We start from the raw sequence: 15,615 nt of genomic DNA, 5'->3' as shown, positions 1-15,615 counted from the left end.
ACACTCGGGCGTGTCGCCGGCGCGTCGTGCGAGTTCGCGTCTGCTCGCGGGGAGACGGGGCGCCACTAGACTCGGGCGCGTGCAGTTTCTGGATGGCCACCGGCCGCCGTACGACCTGACCTACAACGACGTGTTCGTCGTGCCGGGGCGCTCCGAGGTCACCTCGCGCTTCGACGTGGACCTGTCCACCGTCGACGGGTCGGGCACGACGATCCCCGTGGTGGTCGCGAACATGACCGCGGTCGCGGGACGCCGGATGGCGGAGACGGTCGCGCGGCGCGGCGGTATCGTCGTCCTCCCCCAGGACCTCCCGCCCTCGGCCGTCAGGCACACCGTCGACTTCGTCAAGAGCCGCGACACCGTGGTCGACACTCCGGTCACACTCTCCCCCGACGATTCGGTGTCCGACGCCGCCGCACTGATCCACAAACGGGCCCACGGCGCGGCGGTCGTGCTCGACCACGACAGGCCGGTGGGTCTGGTGACCGAGGCGGCGTGTCACGGCGTGGACCGCTTCACCCGGGTGTGCGACGTGGCGATCACGGACTTCGTCACCGCCCCGGCCGGGACGGACCCCCGCAAGGTGTTCGACCTCCTCGAACACGCGCACATCGACGTCGCGGTGCTGACCGACGCGGACGGGTCGCTGGCCGGGGTGCTCACGCGCACCGGCGCCGTGCGGGCCGGCATCTACACCCCCGCGGTCGACGCGTACGGACGCCTCCGGATCGCGACGGCCGTCGGAATCAACGGCGACGTGGCGGCGAAGGCCCGCGATCTCGTCGAGGCCGGCGCCGACCTTCTCGTGATCGACACCGCCCACGGCCACCAGCGCAAGATGCTCGACGCGATCGCCGCCGTCGCGGCAGCAGACCTCGGCGTGCCGCTGGCCGCGGGCAACGTGGTGTCGGCCACCGGGACGCGGGACCTGATCAACGCCGGCGCGACGATCGTGAAGGTGGGCGTCGGGCCCGGCGCGATGTGCACCACCCGGATGATGACCGGCGTCGGCCGTCCGCAGTTCTCGGCGGTGGTCGAATGTGCCTCTGCGGCAAAGGAACTCGGCGGTCACGTGTGGGCCGACGGCGGTGTCCGGCATCCCCGCGACGTCGCGCTGGCGCTGGCCGCGGGTGCGTCGAACGTGATGATCGGGTCGTGGTTCGCCGGAACCTACGAGTCCCCCGGCGACCTGATGCACGACCGCGACGGCCTGCCGTACAAGGAGAGCTACGGGATGGCGTCCAAGCGGGCCGTCGCGGCGCGCACCGCGGGTGACAGCGCGTTCGACCGGGCCCGCAAAGGCCTCTTCGAAGAGGGCATCTCGACGTCACGGATGGACCTGGACCCCGTCCGCGGCGGCGTGGAGGACCTGCTCGACCACATCACCTCGGGTGTGCGCAGCACCTGCACCTACGTCGGGGCCGCGACACTGCCCGAACTGCACGACAAAGCGGTGCTCGGGGTGCAGTCAGCTGCCGGCTTCGCCGAGGGACACCCGCTCCCGACCGGTTGGTGACGGGTAGGCCAGCACGTCCCCGACGACGTCGACGGTGACGTCGGCGCCCTCGTCGAGTCCCGGTGCGCCAGGGCTGCGCACCTGCAGCGCCGTCCCGTCATCGAGCGTCACGTGCACCACCGTGTCCGCGCCGTAGAACCGGCAGGCCCGCACCCGGGCCGGCGACCCGGAGCCGTCGGTGCCGACCCGCAACTGCTCGGGCCGCAGCACCACCACGGCGGGGCCGTCGCCGACCGTCACCTTCGACCGCAGCGCGCCGAGGGCGGTGTGGACGGTGCCGGACTCCGCGGTACCGGTGATCTCGACCGTGTTCCCGATGAACCGCGCGCTGGTCAGCGTGCCGGGACGGTGGTACAGATCGGCGGGCGTGCCGTGCTGGGCGACGGCCCCGCCGATCAGCAGCGCCACCGAATCGGCCAGCGACAGCGCCTCGGACTGATCGTGGGTGACCAGGACCGCCGTCGTGCCGGTGTCGCGCAGGATCGCCGCGATGTCCTCGCGCACCCTGACCCGCAACCCGGCGTCCAGCGCGGCGAACGGCTCGTCGAGAAGCAGCACCCGCGGCCGCGCCGCAAGTGCGCGGGCCAGCGCGACCCTCTGCTGTTGACCGCCCGAGATCTCGTGAGGGCGCGCGCGGGCCAGATCGCCGAGGCCGACGACCTCCAGCCAGTGCGCGACCTGGGCGCGGGCGTGCTCGCGGTCGGCGCGGCCGAGACCGAAGGCGACGTTCTCCCCGACGCTCAGATGCGGGAACAACGCCCCCTCCTGCGGCATGAGCCCGACGCGGCGGCGATGCACCGGGACGGTCACAGCGTCGGAGGCCACCGTCTCGCCGGCGATCCGGACCGTCCCCAGATCGGGGTCCTCGAAGCCGGCCAGGATGCGCAGCAGCGTCGTCTTGCCGCACCCGGACGGTCCGAGGATCGCGGTGATCGATCCCGCGGGCACCTCGAGGTCGACGCCGCGCAGTACCGACCGCATCCCGAACGCCTTGTGGATGCCGTGCGCCTGGACCGAGGCCGCGGGTAACGCCATCGGGTCAGTCAACGCGCACCTCCGCTGAACGTGTGCTCCACAGCCCGAGCACTGCGGTCGGCACCGCGGCGAACAACAACAGTGCCGCAGCGTACGGGGCGGCCGCCGCGTAGTCGCTGATGGAGCTGTATCCCCACAGGCGCGTCGCCAGCGTATCGGTGCCCGTCGGGTGCAGCAGCAGGGTGACCGGCAGCTCCTTCATGCACGTCAGCAGCACCAGTGCCGCGCCGGCGGCGATGCCGGGGAGCGCGACCCGCGCGGTGACGGTGGCGAACGCGCGCACGGGCGGACGGCCCAGCGACCGGGCCACCTCCTCCAGCCGCACCGGGGTGGCCTGGACCGACGCCCGGATCGAGCCGATCGCCATCGGCACGAACAGCACCGCATAAGCCAGGATCAGCAACGGTTCGCGCTGGTAGATGGGCCGCAACAGCAGCACGCCGAGGGACACCATCGAGATGGCGATCACGATCGACGGCAGCCCGTGGGCGAGGAAGCTCGCCCCTTCCAGCGTGCGCGTCACGCGGTCCCGGTGGCGGGCGGCGAGCACACCGAGCGGCAATGCCGCCGCCGTGGACACCAGCGCGGCCGCAGCGGACAGCCACACGGTCGACCCGAGCGCACCGAGCCACTCGCCGACGTTCCACTGCATGCCGGCCGCCAGCAACCAGTCCATCAGCTCGATCCCGGGCACCACCAGCGCGGCGGTCAGCACCACCGCCGGCACCGCCAGAGCAGGCCAGCGCCACCGGCCGAGCCGGCTCACCGGCGCGGGGCGGGGCGCGCCACCACCGATACGTCCCGCCGCGGCGACCCCGCGGGCCCGGTGCTCTCCCACGACCAGCAGCACCGCGAACACGATCAACACCAGCGACAGGACCGCGGCCCGGGACGGATTGAAGCCCGAGCGGTACGCCCCGTAGATCACCCAGGTGAACGCCTCGTAGCGCATCGCGGCCACCGCGCCGAAGTCGCTGAGCACATACAGGGCCACCAGCAGTGCGCCGGCGGCGATCGCGGCGCGGGTCTGTCGCAGCGTCACGCGGAACAGCGTCGCGACACCGCCGAGCCCCAGCGACCGCGCGACCTCCTCCTGCGCGGGGTCGACCCTGGCAAGCGCCGCCATCGTGGTGAGCAGCACCAACGGGTAGCTGACCAGCGTCAACACCAGCGCCGCGCCCCAGAACCCGGCCGCGGTCGGAAACGCCGACACCCACAGGTAGGCGAGCAGGTAGCTCGGCATGGCCAGCGGCAGCGTCAGCGCCACCGCGAGAACCCGCCGACCGCGCAGGTCGGTCCGGGTCACCAGCACGGCCAGGCCGACACCGAGGACCACACAGGCCGCGGTCACGACAGAGACGAGAAGCAGGGACCGGCCGACCATCGCGGCCGTGCGGGGCTGGAGCAGTTCGTCCACGACGAACGGCAACCCGCGTTCGAAGGCCCGCTCGAACAGGTAGACGAGCGGAACCAGCGTGCACGCTGCGACCAGCGCGGCCGGCAGCAGCAGCCCTGCCGGTGGGCGCCCGAGTCGGCTCAACGACTCAGTTGGTCAGCAGTCCGGTCTCGACCAGCATCTCCTGAGTGGTTTCGATGTCGTCGAGTTGGGACAGATCGACCGCGGGCGGCCGCAGATCGGCCAGCGGCGGCATCTCCGAGCTGGTGGCCACCCCCGCGACCAGCGGGTACTCGGCCGTCTCCTCGGCGAAGTACTTCTGCGCGGTCTCACCGATCAGATAGGACGCGAACGCCTGGGCGCCCTCGGGGTTCGGCGCCGACTTCAGCACCCCGACTCCGGCGACGTTGACCAGCCCGCCCGGATCGCCGGGCGCCATGAACTGGTTCCTCGCCGTCACCGCGTCGGCGCCCTTGGCGTTGATCAGCTCGTAGAGGTAGTAGTGGTTGGCGATTCCGAGCGGGATCTGCCCGGCGTCGACCGCGTCGCGGATGGCGACGTTGTTCTCGAACGCCTGCGGGTCCTGCGCTTTGAACGCACGCAGCCACTGCTCGGCGCCGTCGTCGCCGCGGATGACCCGCAGCCCGGTCACGAACGCCTGCCAGGACGCGTTGCTCGGGGCGAACCCGATCTTGCCCTTCCACTCGGGGGCGAGCAGACCGTCGATCGTGTCCGGCGGGTCGGAAACCAGCGTCGGGTTGTAGACGATGACGCGCGCCCGGCCGGAGACCCCCAGCCAGGTGCCGTCGGCAGCCGAGTACTGCTTCGGGACCGCGGCCAGCGCATCGGCGTTGATCGGTGCGAACAACCCGGCCTTCGACACGGCGCCGAGCGCGCCGGCGTCCTGGGACAGGAACACGTCGGCGGGTGACTTGTCGCCTTCGGTGAGCAGCTGCGCGGCCAGTTCCCCGGAGCCGGCGTAGCGGATCTCCACCTGGATTCCGGTGTCGGTGGTGAACTGCTCGATGAGGGGCTTGACCAGTTCTTCGCTGCGTCCGGAGTACACGACGATCTTGTCGGCGTCCTCGCCCGCGGGCTGGGAGCCGCACGCGCTGAACGCGAGCACGGCTGCGACGGCCCCGAACACGCCTGCCAACCGGGTGAACGATTTCGACATTAGGTTCGCCTTTCCAAAGCTTTTGTAGAAAAGTACCACTGGCGTCGAGTTAGCCCGGCTAAACAAAGGCGGCGTCAACGGCCGTGCGGATTCCGCTAACATGTGTTGACATTCAGCCGAATTCGCGCACCGCACGACGCGCGTCCGGCCCATGCGACGAAAGGGACCAGGTGCCGCAGGCACTGGATGGCAGTCCATCCGCGCCGGCCATCGCCGCCACGCGGTCCGACCACGAACCCTGCGAGGTCGAACCGTCCTCTAGGTGGCCGGGCTCCCGACCCGGCTTCCCAGGAGCATCCCGATGAACACGGCGATGTCCCTGCTCGCGCTCCTCGCCTTCATGTTGCTCACGGCGGGAACGGCGGTGTTCGTGGCCGCGGAGTTCTCGCTGACCGCGCTCGAACGCAGCACCGTCGAGGCGAACGTCCGGTCCGGAGACCGCCGCGATGCGATGGTGCAGCGCGCGCACCGCTCCCTGTCCACGCAGCTGTCCGGAGCGCAGGTCGGCATCTCGATCACGACCCTGGCCACCGGCTTCCTCGCCGAACCCGTCGTCGCGCGTCTCATCCATCCGGGGCTCACCGCACTGAACGTGCCCGGGCAGTTCGTCTCCGGTCTGTCCCTGTTCCTCGCGATCCTGATCGCGACGTCGATCTCGATGATCTTCGGCGAGCTCGTCCCCAAGAACCTCGCCGTCGCCAAACCGGTGCCGACGGCGCGCTGGTCGGCACCGTTGCAGCTGATGTTCTCCTTCTTGGCCCTGCCGCTGATCCGCCTCACCAACGGCACCGCGAACTGGATTCTGCGCCGGCTCGGGATCGAGCCCGCCGAGGAACTGCGCTCCGCGCGCTCACCCCAGGAACTGGTGTCGCTCGTGCGGTCGTCGGCCGAACGCGGCTCGCTGGACCCCGTCACCGCGCAACTCGTGGACCGGTCCCTGCAGTTCGGTGACCGCACGGCCGAGGAGCTCATGACCCCGCGCTCGAAGATCGACACCCTCGACGCCGACGACACCGTGCTCGACCTCAGCGAGGCCGCCGTGTCCACCGGGCACTCGCGCTTCCCCGTCACCCACGGCGACCTGGACGAGACGATCGGCATGGTGCACGTCAAACAGGTCTTCGAGGTGCCTGCCGTGTCCCGGTCGACGACCAGGCTGGCCGAGCTGGTGCAACCTCTGACCAAGGTGCCGTCGACCCTCGACGGGGATGCGGTGATGGCCGAGGTCCGCGCCAACGGGCTCCAGACCGCGCTGGTCGTCGACGAATACGGCGGCACCGCGGGCATGGTCACCGTCGAGGACCTGATCGAGGAGATCGTCGGCGACGTCCGGGACGAGCACGACGACGAACCCCCCGACGTGGTCGCCGCGGGACAGGGGTGGCAGGTCTCGGGCCTGCTCCGCATCGACGAGGTCGCCGAAGGCACCGCGTTCCGTGCCCCCGAAGGTGACTACGAGACCATCGGCGGCCTGATCCTGGAGAAACTCGGCCACATCCCCGACGAAGGCGAGACGGTGGAGCTGACCGCATTCGACCCCGACGGTGCGATCGAAGACCCGGTGCGCTGGCTGGCGACCGTCATCAAGATGGACGGCCGGCGGATCGACCAGCTGCGGCTCACCCGACTGGGGCGGCTCAGCGACGCACCCGAAGGAGAGGATCACCGTGGGTGACATCTTCGGGGTGCTGCTGACCTTCGTGCTGCTGGGCGCCAACGCGTTCTTCGTCGCCTCGGAGTTCGCGCTGATCTCCGCGCGCCGCGATCGGCTGGAAGCCCTCGCCGAGCAGGGCAAGTCCAGCGCGGTCACCGTGATCCGCGCCGGCGAGAACCTGTCGCTGATGCTGGCCGGATCGCAGCTCGGCATCACGATCTGTTCGATCCTGCTGGGTCGCGTCGCCGAACCCGCCGTGGCGCACCTGCTGGAGAAGCCGTTCGACCTCGTCGGGATCCCCGACGCGCTGCTGCACACCGTGTCGTTCCTGGTCGCGCTGTCGATCGTGGTGACCCTGCACGTGCTGCTGGGCGAGATGGTTCCCAAGAACATCGCCATCGCGGGACCCGAATCCACCGCGATGCTGCTGATCCCGGTCTATCTCCTCTACATCCGGATCGCGCGGCCGTTCATCGCGTTCTACAACTGGTGCGCCAACAGCACGCTGCGCGCGTTCGGCGTCGAACCCAAGGACGAACTCGACGTCACCGTATCGACGGTCGAACTGTCGGAGATGATCGCCGAGTCCCTGTCGGAGGGGCTGCTCGATCCCGAGGAACACACCCGCCTCACCCGCGCACTCCAGATCCGCAACCGGGTGGTCGACGACGTCGCGATGCCGCTGCACCAGATCCGCGCCGTCCCCGCCGCCCACGACGGGGCCGGACCGACCGTCGGCGCCCTCGAAGAAGCGCTGCGGGAAACGGGTTACTCCCGCTTTCCGGTGGCGGATTCGACGGGCGCGTTCGTCGGTTACCTGCACATCAAGGACGTGCTGCCGCTGGTCAACGGGAACTACGACAGTTCCACGGCGGTCGAGGCGTCGTTGGTGCGCCCGCTGCCGCGCGTCCCGGCGTCCCTTCCGCTGCCCGACGCGCTGACCCGGTTACGCCGGACCAACAGCCACCTGGCGCTGGTCACCGCCGCCGACGGTGACGCCACCGCCGTGGTCGCGCTCGAAGATCTCGTCGAGGACCTGGTGGGAACGGTCCGCGACAGCACGCATCGTGTCTGATTCGCGGCCCTGGCAGCACCTCGCCGCCGCCCACCGCGACCGCGCCGACGACCTGCTCGCCCCCCACGTCGCGCGGCGGCAGACCGGCCAGACCCATCCCGTCTTCGACTTCCTGTTCACCTATTACAGCCTCAAGCCGCGCCGGCTGCGGGTGTGGCATCCGGGCTACGGAACGGTCCTGACCGGTCCGGGGTCCGAGCGCTATCTCGACGGGGCCGGCTACGTGCAGACCGACGCCGGGGTCACCGTGGGCCGGGAGTATCTCGCGGCCCGGATGGACACCGTGACCTTCATCGCCGGTCTGCTCGGTGCCACCGCGGCGCGACGGCCGAGGTTCAACTGCTTCGGTCTGCACGAGTGGGCGATGGTCTACCGGACCCCGACGGTGCGCCACGCGCGGGTGCCGCTGCGACTAGGCGGGGCCGGGACCGACGAGGTCGTCGAGTCGATGCCGTTGCGCTGCAGTCACTTCGACGCCTACCGGTTCTTCACCCCGGCCGCCGCGGAGCGCAACGCGCACCGTCTCACCCGGCAGGAACAGGTGACGGCCGAACAGCCGGGCTGCGTGCACGCCGGCATGGACCTCTACAAGTGGGCCTTCAAACTCGGACCCCTGATCGAGTCGGGGCTGGTCCTCGACTGCTTCGAGCTCGCCGTCGACGCGCGGGTGCTCGACATGCGGGCCAGCCCGTATGACCTGCGGGCCTACGGATTCGAGCCGATCGCGGTGGAAACCGCCGACGGTCGCCGCGAATACGCGCGCGCCCAGGAGCAGATCAGCGAGCGTGCCGCGCCACTGCGGACGCGGCTCATCGACCGGTGCAGGGCACTGCAGGCCGCCGACACCGGGGAATAGCGCAGTTACCGGTGGGTAAGCTGGACCGTTGACGGATCACGGTGCAAGCGGCACGGCGAAGTCAGTTCGTGCGGGCGAAGGAGGAAACATGACGGATCGCGTGACGGTGGGCAACCTGCGCGTCTCTCCCGTGTTGTACGACTTCATCAACAACGAGGCGTTGCCGGGTACCGACATCGACCCCGACACGTTCTGGTCCGGTGTCGACAAGATCGTCGCCGACCTGACGCCCAAGAACCAGGACCTGCTCGCCCGGCGCGACCATCTGCAGGCCCAGATCGACAAGTGGCACCGCGCGCGGGTGATCGGCGGATTCGAGGCCGAGGACTACAAGCAGTTCCTCACCGAGATCGGCTACCTGGAACCCGAGCCCGCCGACTTCTCCGTCACCACCTCCGGCGTCGACGACGAGATCACCACCACCGCGGGCCCGCAGCTCGTCGTGCCGATCCTCAACGCCCGCTTCGCACTCAACGCCGCCAACGCCCGTTGGGGTTCGCTCTATGACGCCCTCTACGGCACCGACGTCATCTCCGACGAGGACGGCGCCGAGGCGGGCAGCTCGTACAACAAGCGGCGCGGCGACAAGGTCATCGCCTACGCGCGCAGGTTCCTCGACGGCGCGGCCCCACTGGCGTCCGGATCGTGGACGGACATCACCGGCCTTCGCATCGACGACGGCGCGGTGAGCGCGACGCTCGACGACGGCGGCTCGGTCGCGCTGGCCGACCCGCAGCAGTTCGTCGGCTACCACGGCGAACCCGACGCGCCGACCGCGGTGCTGCTGGCCAACAACGGCCTGCACATCGAGATCCTGATCGATGCCGACTCCCCCATCGGCTCCACCGACAAGGCCGGCATCAAGGACGTCGTGCTGGAGTCCGCCATCACCACGATCATGGACTTCGAGGATTCCGTGGCGGCCGTCGACGCCGACGACAAGGTGCTGGGCTACCGGAACTGGTTGGGGCTCAACCGCGGTGACCTCGCCGAAGAGGTCAGCAAGGGCGGCAAGACGTTCACCCGGGTGCTCAACTCCGACCGCACCTATCGTGCTCCCGACGGCGAGGCCGAGCTCACGCTGCCCGGCCGGAGCCTGCTGTTCGTGCGCAACGTGGGTCACCTGATGACCAACGACGCGATCGTGGTCGACGACAACGGTGCCGACGGCGCCGAGGTCCCCGAGGGCATCCAGGACGCGCTGTTCACCAGCCTCATCGGGATCCACGGTCTGCGGTCCGCCGGCGACGACGACACCAAGAACGGCCCGCTGCTCAACAGCCGGACCGGATCGATCTACATCGTGAAGCCCAAGATGCACGGGCCCGACGAGGTCGCGTTCACCTGTGAGCTGTTCAGCCGCGTCGAGGACGTCCTCGGTCTGCCGCAGAACGCCATCAAGGTCGGCATCATGGACGAAGAGCGCCGCACGACGCTGAACCTGAAGGCGTGCATCAAGGCCGCCGCCGACCGCGTCGTGTTCATCAACACCGGATTCCTCGACCGCACGGGCGATGAGATCCACACGTCGATGGAAGCGGGCCCGATGATCCGCAAGGGCGCGATGAAGTCGACCGACTGGATCGCCGCCTATGAGAATCAGAACGTCGACATCGGCCTGGAGGCCGGGCTGTCCGGGAAGGCCCAGATCGGCAAGGGCATGTGGGCCATGACCGACCTGATGGCCGACATGGTCGAGCAGAAGATCGGCCAGCCCAAGGCCGGCGCCACCACCGCGTGGGTGCCCTCGCCGACCGCGGCCACCCTGCACGCGATGCACTACCACCAGGTCGATGTGTTCGCGGTGCAGTCAGAACTCGCCGGCAAGCGCCGCTCGACCCTCGACCAACTCCTGACCATCCCGCTGGCCACGGAACTGGCCTGGGCGCCGGAGGAGATCCGCGAGGAGGTCGACAACAACTGCCAGTCGATCCTCGGCTACGTCGTGCGCTGGATCGACGCGGGTGTCGGCTGCTCGAAGGTGCCCGACATCCACGACGTCGCGTTGATGGAAGACCGTGCGACACTGCGTATCTCGAGTCAGCTGCTGGCCAACTGGCTGCGCCACGGCGTGATCACCGAAGAGGACGTCAAGACCAGCCTGCGGCGCATGGCGGCCGTGGTCGACGAGCAGAACGCCGCGGACCCCGACTTCCGGCCGATGGCATCCGATCCCGACAACAGCATCGCGTTCCAGGCGGCCCAGGAACTGATCCTCGACGGCGCGGCGCAGCCCAGCGGCTATACCGAGCCGATCCTGCACCGCAGGCGCCGGGAGTACAAGGCGGCTAGTAACGTTGGCTGACGCACGACGAGTACTGACCGGTCGACGCAGCGCGCAACGAGCTTAGGACGGCATGGGACGACACAGCCTTCCAGATCCCGACGAGGCAGGCGGCCGGCGGTCCGAGCCGCCGGTGCCGCGTGACGGGAGCGAATCTGATTCGCCCACTGATGTATTCGGCGACGACGAGCAGACTTCGCGGCTCGCCACCGGCGGTGGTCAGCGCAGCGGGGGCTGGGAGAACGGCGAATGGACCGGCAGTCACCGCGCGGTGACGCCGGGGCCGCGCAAGGTCTCCGTCGGGGTGATCGTCGCCCTCGTCTCCGTCGTCGTGGTGGTCGCCGCGGTGATCCTGTGGCGCTTCGTCGGCGACACGTTGTCGGACCGCTCGGACATCGCCGCCGCCCGTTGTGTCGAAGGCGAAGTCGCGGTGGCGGTCATCGCCGACCCGGCCATCGCCGATCCCGTCGCGGCGCTGGCACAGCGCTACAACGAGACCGCCGACCCGGTCGGCGACCGTTGCGTCAAGGTCGGCGTGACACCCGCCGATTCCGGTCGGGTCGTCAACGGCTTCGGCGAACAGTGGCCGGGCGACCTGGGCGAACGGCCCGCTCTGTGGATCCCGGCCAGCTCGGTGTCGGAGGCGCGACTCGAGGCGTCGACCGGACCCGAGAGCATCAGCGACAGCCGCTCCCTGGTCACCTCCCCTGTTCTGCTCGCCGTCGCTGCTGAACTCAAAGATGCACTGGGAGGCCGTGACTGGGGAAGTCTGCCGGACCTGCAGAGCAACCCGAACTCGCTCGACGGTCTCGGTCTGCGGGGCTGGGGAAGCCTGCGGCTGGCGATGCCGCTCGGAGACGACAGCGACGCGTCCTTCCTCGCCGCCGAAGCCGTCGCCGCGGCGGCGGCGCCGGCGGGCGAACCGGCCACCGCGGGCCTCGGTGCCGTCAGTACCCTGCTGTGGCGCGCACCGGAACTGTCCGACGCCGACGCCGGCACGGCCCTGGACGCCCTCGCGGACGCGTCGGACAACGCGGCCGCACCCGTGCACGCGGTGGTCACCACCGAGCAACGGGTATTCCAGCGTGCCTCGACCGCGCCGGACGCCGACAGCAAACCGGCGGCGTGGCTGCCCTCCGGGCCCGCCGTCCTCGCCGACTTCCCCACTGTGCTGCTCTCGGGCGACTGGCTGTCTCAGGAGCAGGTCACCGGCGCCAGCGAGTTCGCCAGATTCCTGCGCAAACCCGAGCAGCTCGGCGAACTCGCCAAGGCGGGCTTCCGGGTCGAGGGTGTCGAGCCGCCGGCCAGCGACGTCGTCGACTTCGCGCCGCTGTCCGCGCCGCTCGCCGTCGAGGACAACCAGGTGCGGACCACGATCGCAGACACGCTGACCATGCCGGTGGAGACCTCGACGGTGACGGTGATGCTCGACCAGTCGATGCCCGTCGACGAGGGCGGGGCCACACGACTGGCCAATGTCGTCGACGCGCTGAAGGCGCGAATTCCGGTGCTGCCCCCCGACTCCGGCGTCGGCCTGTGGACCTTCGACGGCGTCGCGGGGCGCTCCGAGGTGGCCGTCGGCCCGCTGGCGGATCCGGTCGACGGGACGCCACGCTCCGAGGCGCTCACCGCCGCACTGGACCGTCAGACCGCCTCCGGCGGAGGTGCGGTGTCGTTCACCACGCTGCGGCTGGTCTACGGCGACGCGACCGCGCGGTTCCGCGAGGGCCAGAAGAACTCGGTGCTGGTGATCACCACGGGGCCGCACACGGACCGGTCGCTGGGAGCGCAGGGTCTGCAGGACTACATCCGCGGAGCGTTCACCCCGGACCGCCCGGTCGCCGTGAACGTCATCGACTTCGGTGACGACGCCGACCGGCCGACCTGGGAGTCCGTCGCGGAGATCACCGGTGGCAGCTACCGGAACATGGCGGACTCCACCTCGCCGGACCTGTCGTCGGCGATCTCGGAGATGCTCGGCTGACCTTCGAAATCCGTGCTTTGCTGGGCCCGGATGGGTGGGCCACCGTACTTAGCCCACCCTCAGCAGGCCTGAGCAGCCGCCCCGCAGACAGCGCGCGCCCGCGAGCCGCGCGTCCGTCCGGAAAACGAGTTCGCTGACACGATTGCTCATGCCGAGCCGCAATGGTATGACGGCGTTACCATATTGTCGCTTGGGGTTGCGATGATGGGCATACCGTCCGGCTACGAGGGGGACAGGTCAGCACATGCCGACTCTGCAGCGGGCAACGCGAGGTATCACCCAGCGCCCGGAGACCGCTCTGGCGTGGCACGACAGAAAGCGCTACGTCTGGTTGCTCGCGCTGGTCATCCCGACGCTGGTGCCGATGTCGGCGCTCGCGGCCGGCCTCACCGGTTCCGGTGTGTTCTGGTGGTCCGGTCCGTTCCTGATGTTCGTCGTGATCCCGCTCGCGGACTACCTGGTCGGAGCCGATTCCGAGAATCCGCCCGACAGCGCCCTGACGATGCTGGAGAACGACCGCTTCTACCGCTGGGGCACCTACGCCTATCTGCCCGCCCAGTACATTTCGCTGGTACTCGCGTGCTGGCTGTGGAGCGGGGGTGCGCACATCCCCATGAGCGACGTCGACAAGGTGGGTCTGATGCTCACCGTCGGCGGTATCGCGGGCGTCGCGATCAACACCGCCCACGAGCTCGGGCACCAAAGGGCGCGATCGGAGCGCTGGCTCAGCAAGATCGCTCTGGCCCAGACCGGCTATGGCCATTTCTACGTCGAGCACAACCGCGGTCATCATTCGCGCGTCGCCACTCCCGACGATCCCGCCAGCTCGCGACTGGGTGAGAGCCTGTACGCCTTCCAGTTCCGATCGATCCTGGGCAGCCTGCGGTCGGCGTGGAGACTCGAACGGCGACGGCTGAACCGTCGTGGCAAGTCGGTGTGGACCCTGCACAACGACGTGCTCAATTCGTGGCTGATGACCGCCGCGCTGTTCTCTGCGCTGATCGCGGGCTTCGGCGTCGAGGTGTTGATCTGGTTGATCGGACAGGCGATCGTCGGGATCTGTCTGCTGGAGTCGATCAATTACCTGGAGCACTACGGACTTCGGCGGCAGAGACGCCGGGACGGGGCCTACGAGCAGGTCCGCGCGTCACACAGCTGGAACAGCAATTCGGTCATCTCCAACGTCCTGCTCTTCCACCTGCAGAGGCATTCGGACCACCACGCGAATCCGCACCGGCGCTACCAGGCGCTGTGCCACGCCGACGAGGCGCCGCAATTGCCGTCGGGCTACGCGACCATGGTGCTGCTGGCGCTGTTTCCGCCGCTGTGGCGCCGGGTGATGGATCCGCGGGTGCTCGCGCACTACGGCGGAGACGTGCGCAGGGCGGCGCTCCCCCAACGCGCCCGCGCGCAGCGCAGATTATTGAAGCGGTACGGCTGACTGCACTTCGCGGGTGCGCTTGAGGGCCACCGCGGCTGTCCGCATGGACAGCGCGGGTGAGAGACGCTCCAGGTACCACAGCGCTTTCCACCACCGCGGCACGACGATGATCGCCTCGTTGCGCAGCACCCCCCGCAGAGCTTTCTGTGCGAAGACCCCGGCGTCCATGGGGCGCAATGCTTCTCCGAGCTTGAGCTGATCCTCACGGCTGACGCTCTTGTTGCGCCCGAACGCGCCGCCGGTGAGGATCGGTGTCCGTACCACGCCCGGGCAGAGCACGGACACCCTCACGCCGTGAGTCGCGGCCTCCACCCGCATGGTCTTCGACAGTGCGACGACGGCGTGCTTCGTGGCGGAGTATCCACCCTGCGCCGAGGTGGTGATGAGCCCTGCCATCGACGCGGTGTTGACGATGTGCCCGCTGCTCTGCCGGATCATCTGCGGGTAGGCGGCGTGGACTCCGTGGATCACGCCTTTCAGGTTGACGTCGATGATGTCGGTCCAGTCGTCGAGGGTCAGGGTGTCCACCTCGCCGCCGATGCCGATGCCGGCGTTGTTGAACAGATAGTCGAGGCGGCCCGAGGTGTCCACGGCGGTGTGCACCGCATGCGCGAACGTCGCGGGGTCGCGGACGTCGAGTTCGACCGCGTGCGCGACGGCTCCGGTGGCGCGTAGCTGGGCGGCCAGCTCTTCGGCGGGCGCGATCTGACGGTCGGCGATCCACACCTCGGTTCCCGCCGTGGCGAGCCTCGCGACGAGCGCTGCGCCGATTCCCGAAGCTCCGCCGGTGACGAAGGCGACCTTTCCGGACAGTTGGGCCGTGTCTGTGGATGCCATCCGGGAAGACTATCGGCTGACGTCGGCGACGGTGACACCCCAGAAGGCGGTCCGGGGTTTCCGCGACGGACGTGCCCGACATCGCCGCGACAAAAATGGCACGGTGTGCCAGATCTGTTTGCCGGAAGCGTATACCGGGCGTTGCGCATCCAAAGTGCGGCGGGGTCGTGGGCGCCTATCACACCGCAGAAAACTCCGGGTCTCGATCGGCGAACGTTCACCGGAGCGTTTCCGGTCAGAAAATATGTGCTGACGGTCGTGGTACAGACCAACTGAAATTTTTTGCGAATGGGCTGGTGGCAAACTAATGAAGGCGCCGGGGCCAGGGGCGGACGAGTAAATTACATTATTGTTATTTGT

At 69.3% G+C, this 15,615-nt stretch carries 11 protein-coding genes; 7 read left to right on the top strand and 4 right to left on the bottom strand.

What is annotated here, in order from left to right; translation table 11 throughout:
• The first annotated feature begins 79 nt into the window (after positions 1–79).
• Positions 80–1,516 (top strand): GuaB1 family IMP dehydrogenase-related protein, encoded by a 1,437-nt coding sequence (locus tag DYE23_RS14745; protein ID WP_013471654.1) that lies wholly within the window; start codon positions 80–82, stop codon positions 1,514–1,516.
• Here the strand turns inward: DYE23_RS14745 and DYE23_RS14740 are convergent.
• Genes DYE23_RS14740 through DYE23_RS14730 form a run of 3 tightly spaced genes read right to left on the bottom strand, consistent with a single transcriptional unit; the run spans position 1,469 to position 5,124 of the window.
• Positions 1,469–2,563, bottom strand: a complete 1,095-nt coding sequence (locus DYE23_RS14740; protein ID WP_011894221.1) for an ABC transporter ATP-binding protein — start codon at positions 2,561–2,563, stop codon at positions 1,469–1,471. The genes DYE23_RS14745 and DYE23_RS14740 overlap by 48 nt on opposite strands.
• Complete coding sequence (locus tag DYE23_RS14735; protein WP_172527778.1) at positions 2,556–4,091, bottom strand: ABC transporter permease; 1,536 nt, start codon at positions 4,089–4,091, stop codon at positions 2,556–2,558. The genes DYE23_RS14740 and DYE23_RS14735 overlap by 8 nt, the downstream gene beginning before the upstream one ends.
• A 4-nt stretch (positions 4,092–4,095) precedes the next feature.
• On the bottom strand, positions 4,096–5,124 hold the full coding sequence (locus DYE23_RS14730; RefSeq protein ID WP_115327499.1) for an iron ABC transporter substrate-binding protein: 1,029 nt from the start codon (positions 5,122–5,124) through the stop codon (positions 4,096–4,098).
• A 301-nt stretch (positions 5,125–5,425) separates the two neighbouring features.
• On the opposite strand from DYE23_RS14730, the gene DYE23_RS14725 reads away from it, so the two are divergent.
• From DYE23_RS14725 to DYE23_RS14700, 6 genes are all read left to right on the top strand, one after another.
• Entirely contained in the window at positions 5,426–6,799 is a 1,374-nt protein-coding gene (locus DYE23_RS14725) for a hemolysin family protein (protein WP_115327498.1), read from the top strand.
• Complete coding sequence (locus DYE23_RS14720; RefSeq protein ID WP_115327497.1) at positions 6,792–7,853, top strand: hemolysin family protein; 1,062 nt, start codon at positions 6,792–6,794, stop codon at positions 7,851–7,853. Before DYE23_RS14725 ends, DYE23_RS14720 begins: the two co-directional genes overlap by 8 nt.
• The gene (locus DYE23_RS14715; RefSeq protein ID WP_011894226.1) at positions 7,846–8,709 is read left to right on the top strand and encodes a hypothetical protein; all 864 of its coding nucleotides are present in this window, start codon (positions 7,846–7,848) and stop codon (positions 8,707–8,709) included. The genes DYE23_RS14720 and DYE23_RS14715 overlap by 8 nt, the downstream gene beginning before the upstream one ends.
• Before the next feature lie 88 nt (positions 8,710–8,797).
• On the top strand, positions 8,798–11,014 hold the full coding sequence (locus tag DYE23_RS14710; protein ID WP_115327496.1) for a malate synthase G: 2,217 nt from the start codon (positions 8,798–8,800) through the stop codon (positions 11,012–11,014).
• 52 nt (positions 11,015–11,066) lie between these two features.
• The gene (locus DYE23_RS14705) at positions 11,067–12,977 is read left to right on the top strand and encodes a substrate-binding domain-containing protein (protein ID WP_115327495.1); all 1,911 of its coding nucleotides are present in this window, start codon (positions 11,067–11,069) and stop codon (positions 12,975–12,977) included.
• Between the two features lie 244 nt (positions 12,978–13,221).
• Positions 13,222–14,418 (top strand): alkane 1-monooxygenase, encoded by a 1,197-nt coding sequence (locus DYE23_RS14700; protein ID WP_115327494.1) that lies wholly within the window; start codon positions 13,222–13,224, stop codon positions 14,416–14,418.
• Here DYE23_RS14700 and DYE23_RS14695 read toward each other — a convergent pair.
• Complete coding sequence (locus DYE23_RS14695) at positions 14,398–15,255, bottom strand: SDR family NAD(P)-dependent oxidoreductase (protein WP_115327493.1); 858 nt, start codon at positions 15,253–15,255, stop codon at positions 14,398–14,400. The two genes, DYE23_RS14700 and DYE23_RS14695, sit on opposite strands and share 21 nt — an antisense overlap.
• Positions 15,256–15,615: the final 360 nt, after the last annotated feature.

It is taken from the genome of Mycolicibacterium gilvum (assembly GCF_900454025.1).
GTDB classification, from domain to species: domain Bacteria; phylum Actinomycetota; class Actinomycetes; order Mycobacteriales; family Mycobacteriaceae; genus Mycobacterium; species Mycobacterium gilvum.
This window is presented reverse-complemented; position numbering and strand designations above follow the sequence as displayed.

Bases quoted from the DNA above. Each gene is read 5' to 3' on its own strand.
- DYE23_RS14710 (WP_115327496.1), top strand. From the start codon at position 8,798: ATGACGGATCGCGTGACGGTGGGCAACCTGCGCGTCTCTCCCGTGTTG.
- DYE23_RS14730 (WP_115327499.1), bottom strand. From the start codon at position 5,124: ATGTCGAAATCGTTCACCCGGTTGGCAGGCGTGTTCGGGGCCGTCGCA.
- DYE23_RS14700 (WP_115327494.1), top strand. From the start codon at position 13,222: ATGCCGACTCTGCAGCGGGCAACGCGAGGTATCACCCAGCGCCCGGAG.
- DYE23_RS14695 (WP_115327493.1), bottom strand. From the start codon at position 15,255: ATGGCATCCACAGACACGGCCCAACTGTCCGGAAAGGTCGCCTTCGTC.
- DYE23_RS14725 (WP_115327498.1), top strand. From the start codon at position 5,426: ATGAACACGGCGATGTCCCTGCTCGCGCTCCTCGCCTTCATGTTGCTC.
- DYE23_RS14705 (WP_115327495.1), top strand. From the start codon at position 11,067: ATGGGACGACACAGCCTTCCAGATCCCGACGAGGCAGGCGGCCGGCGG.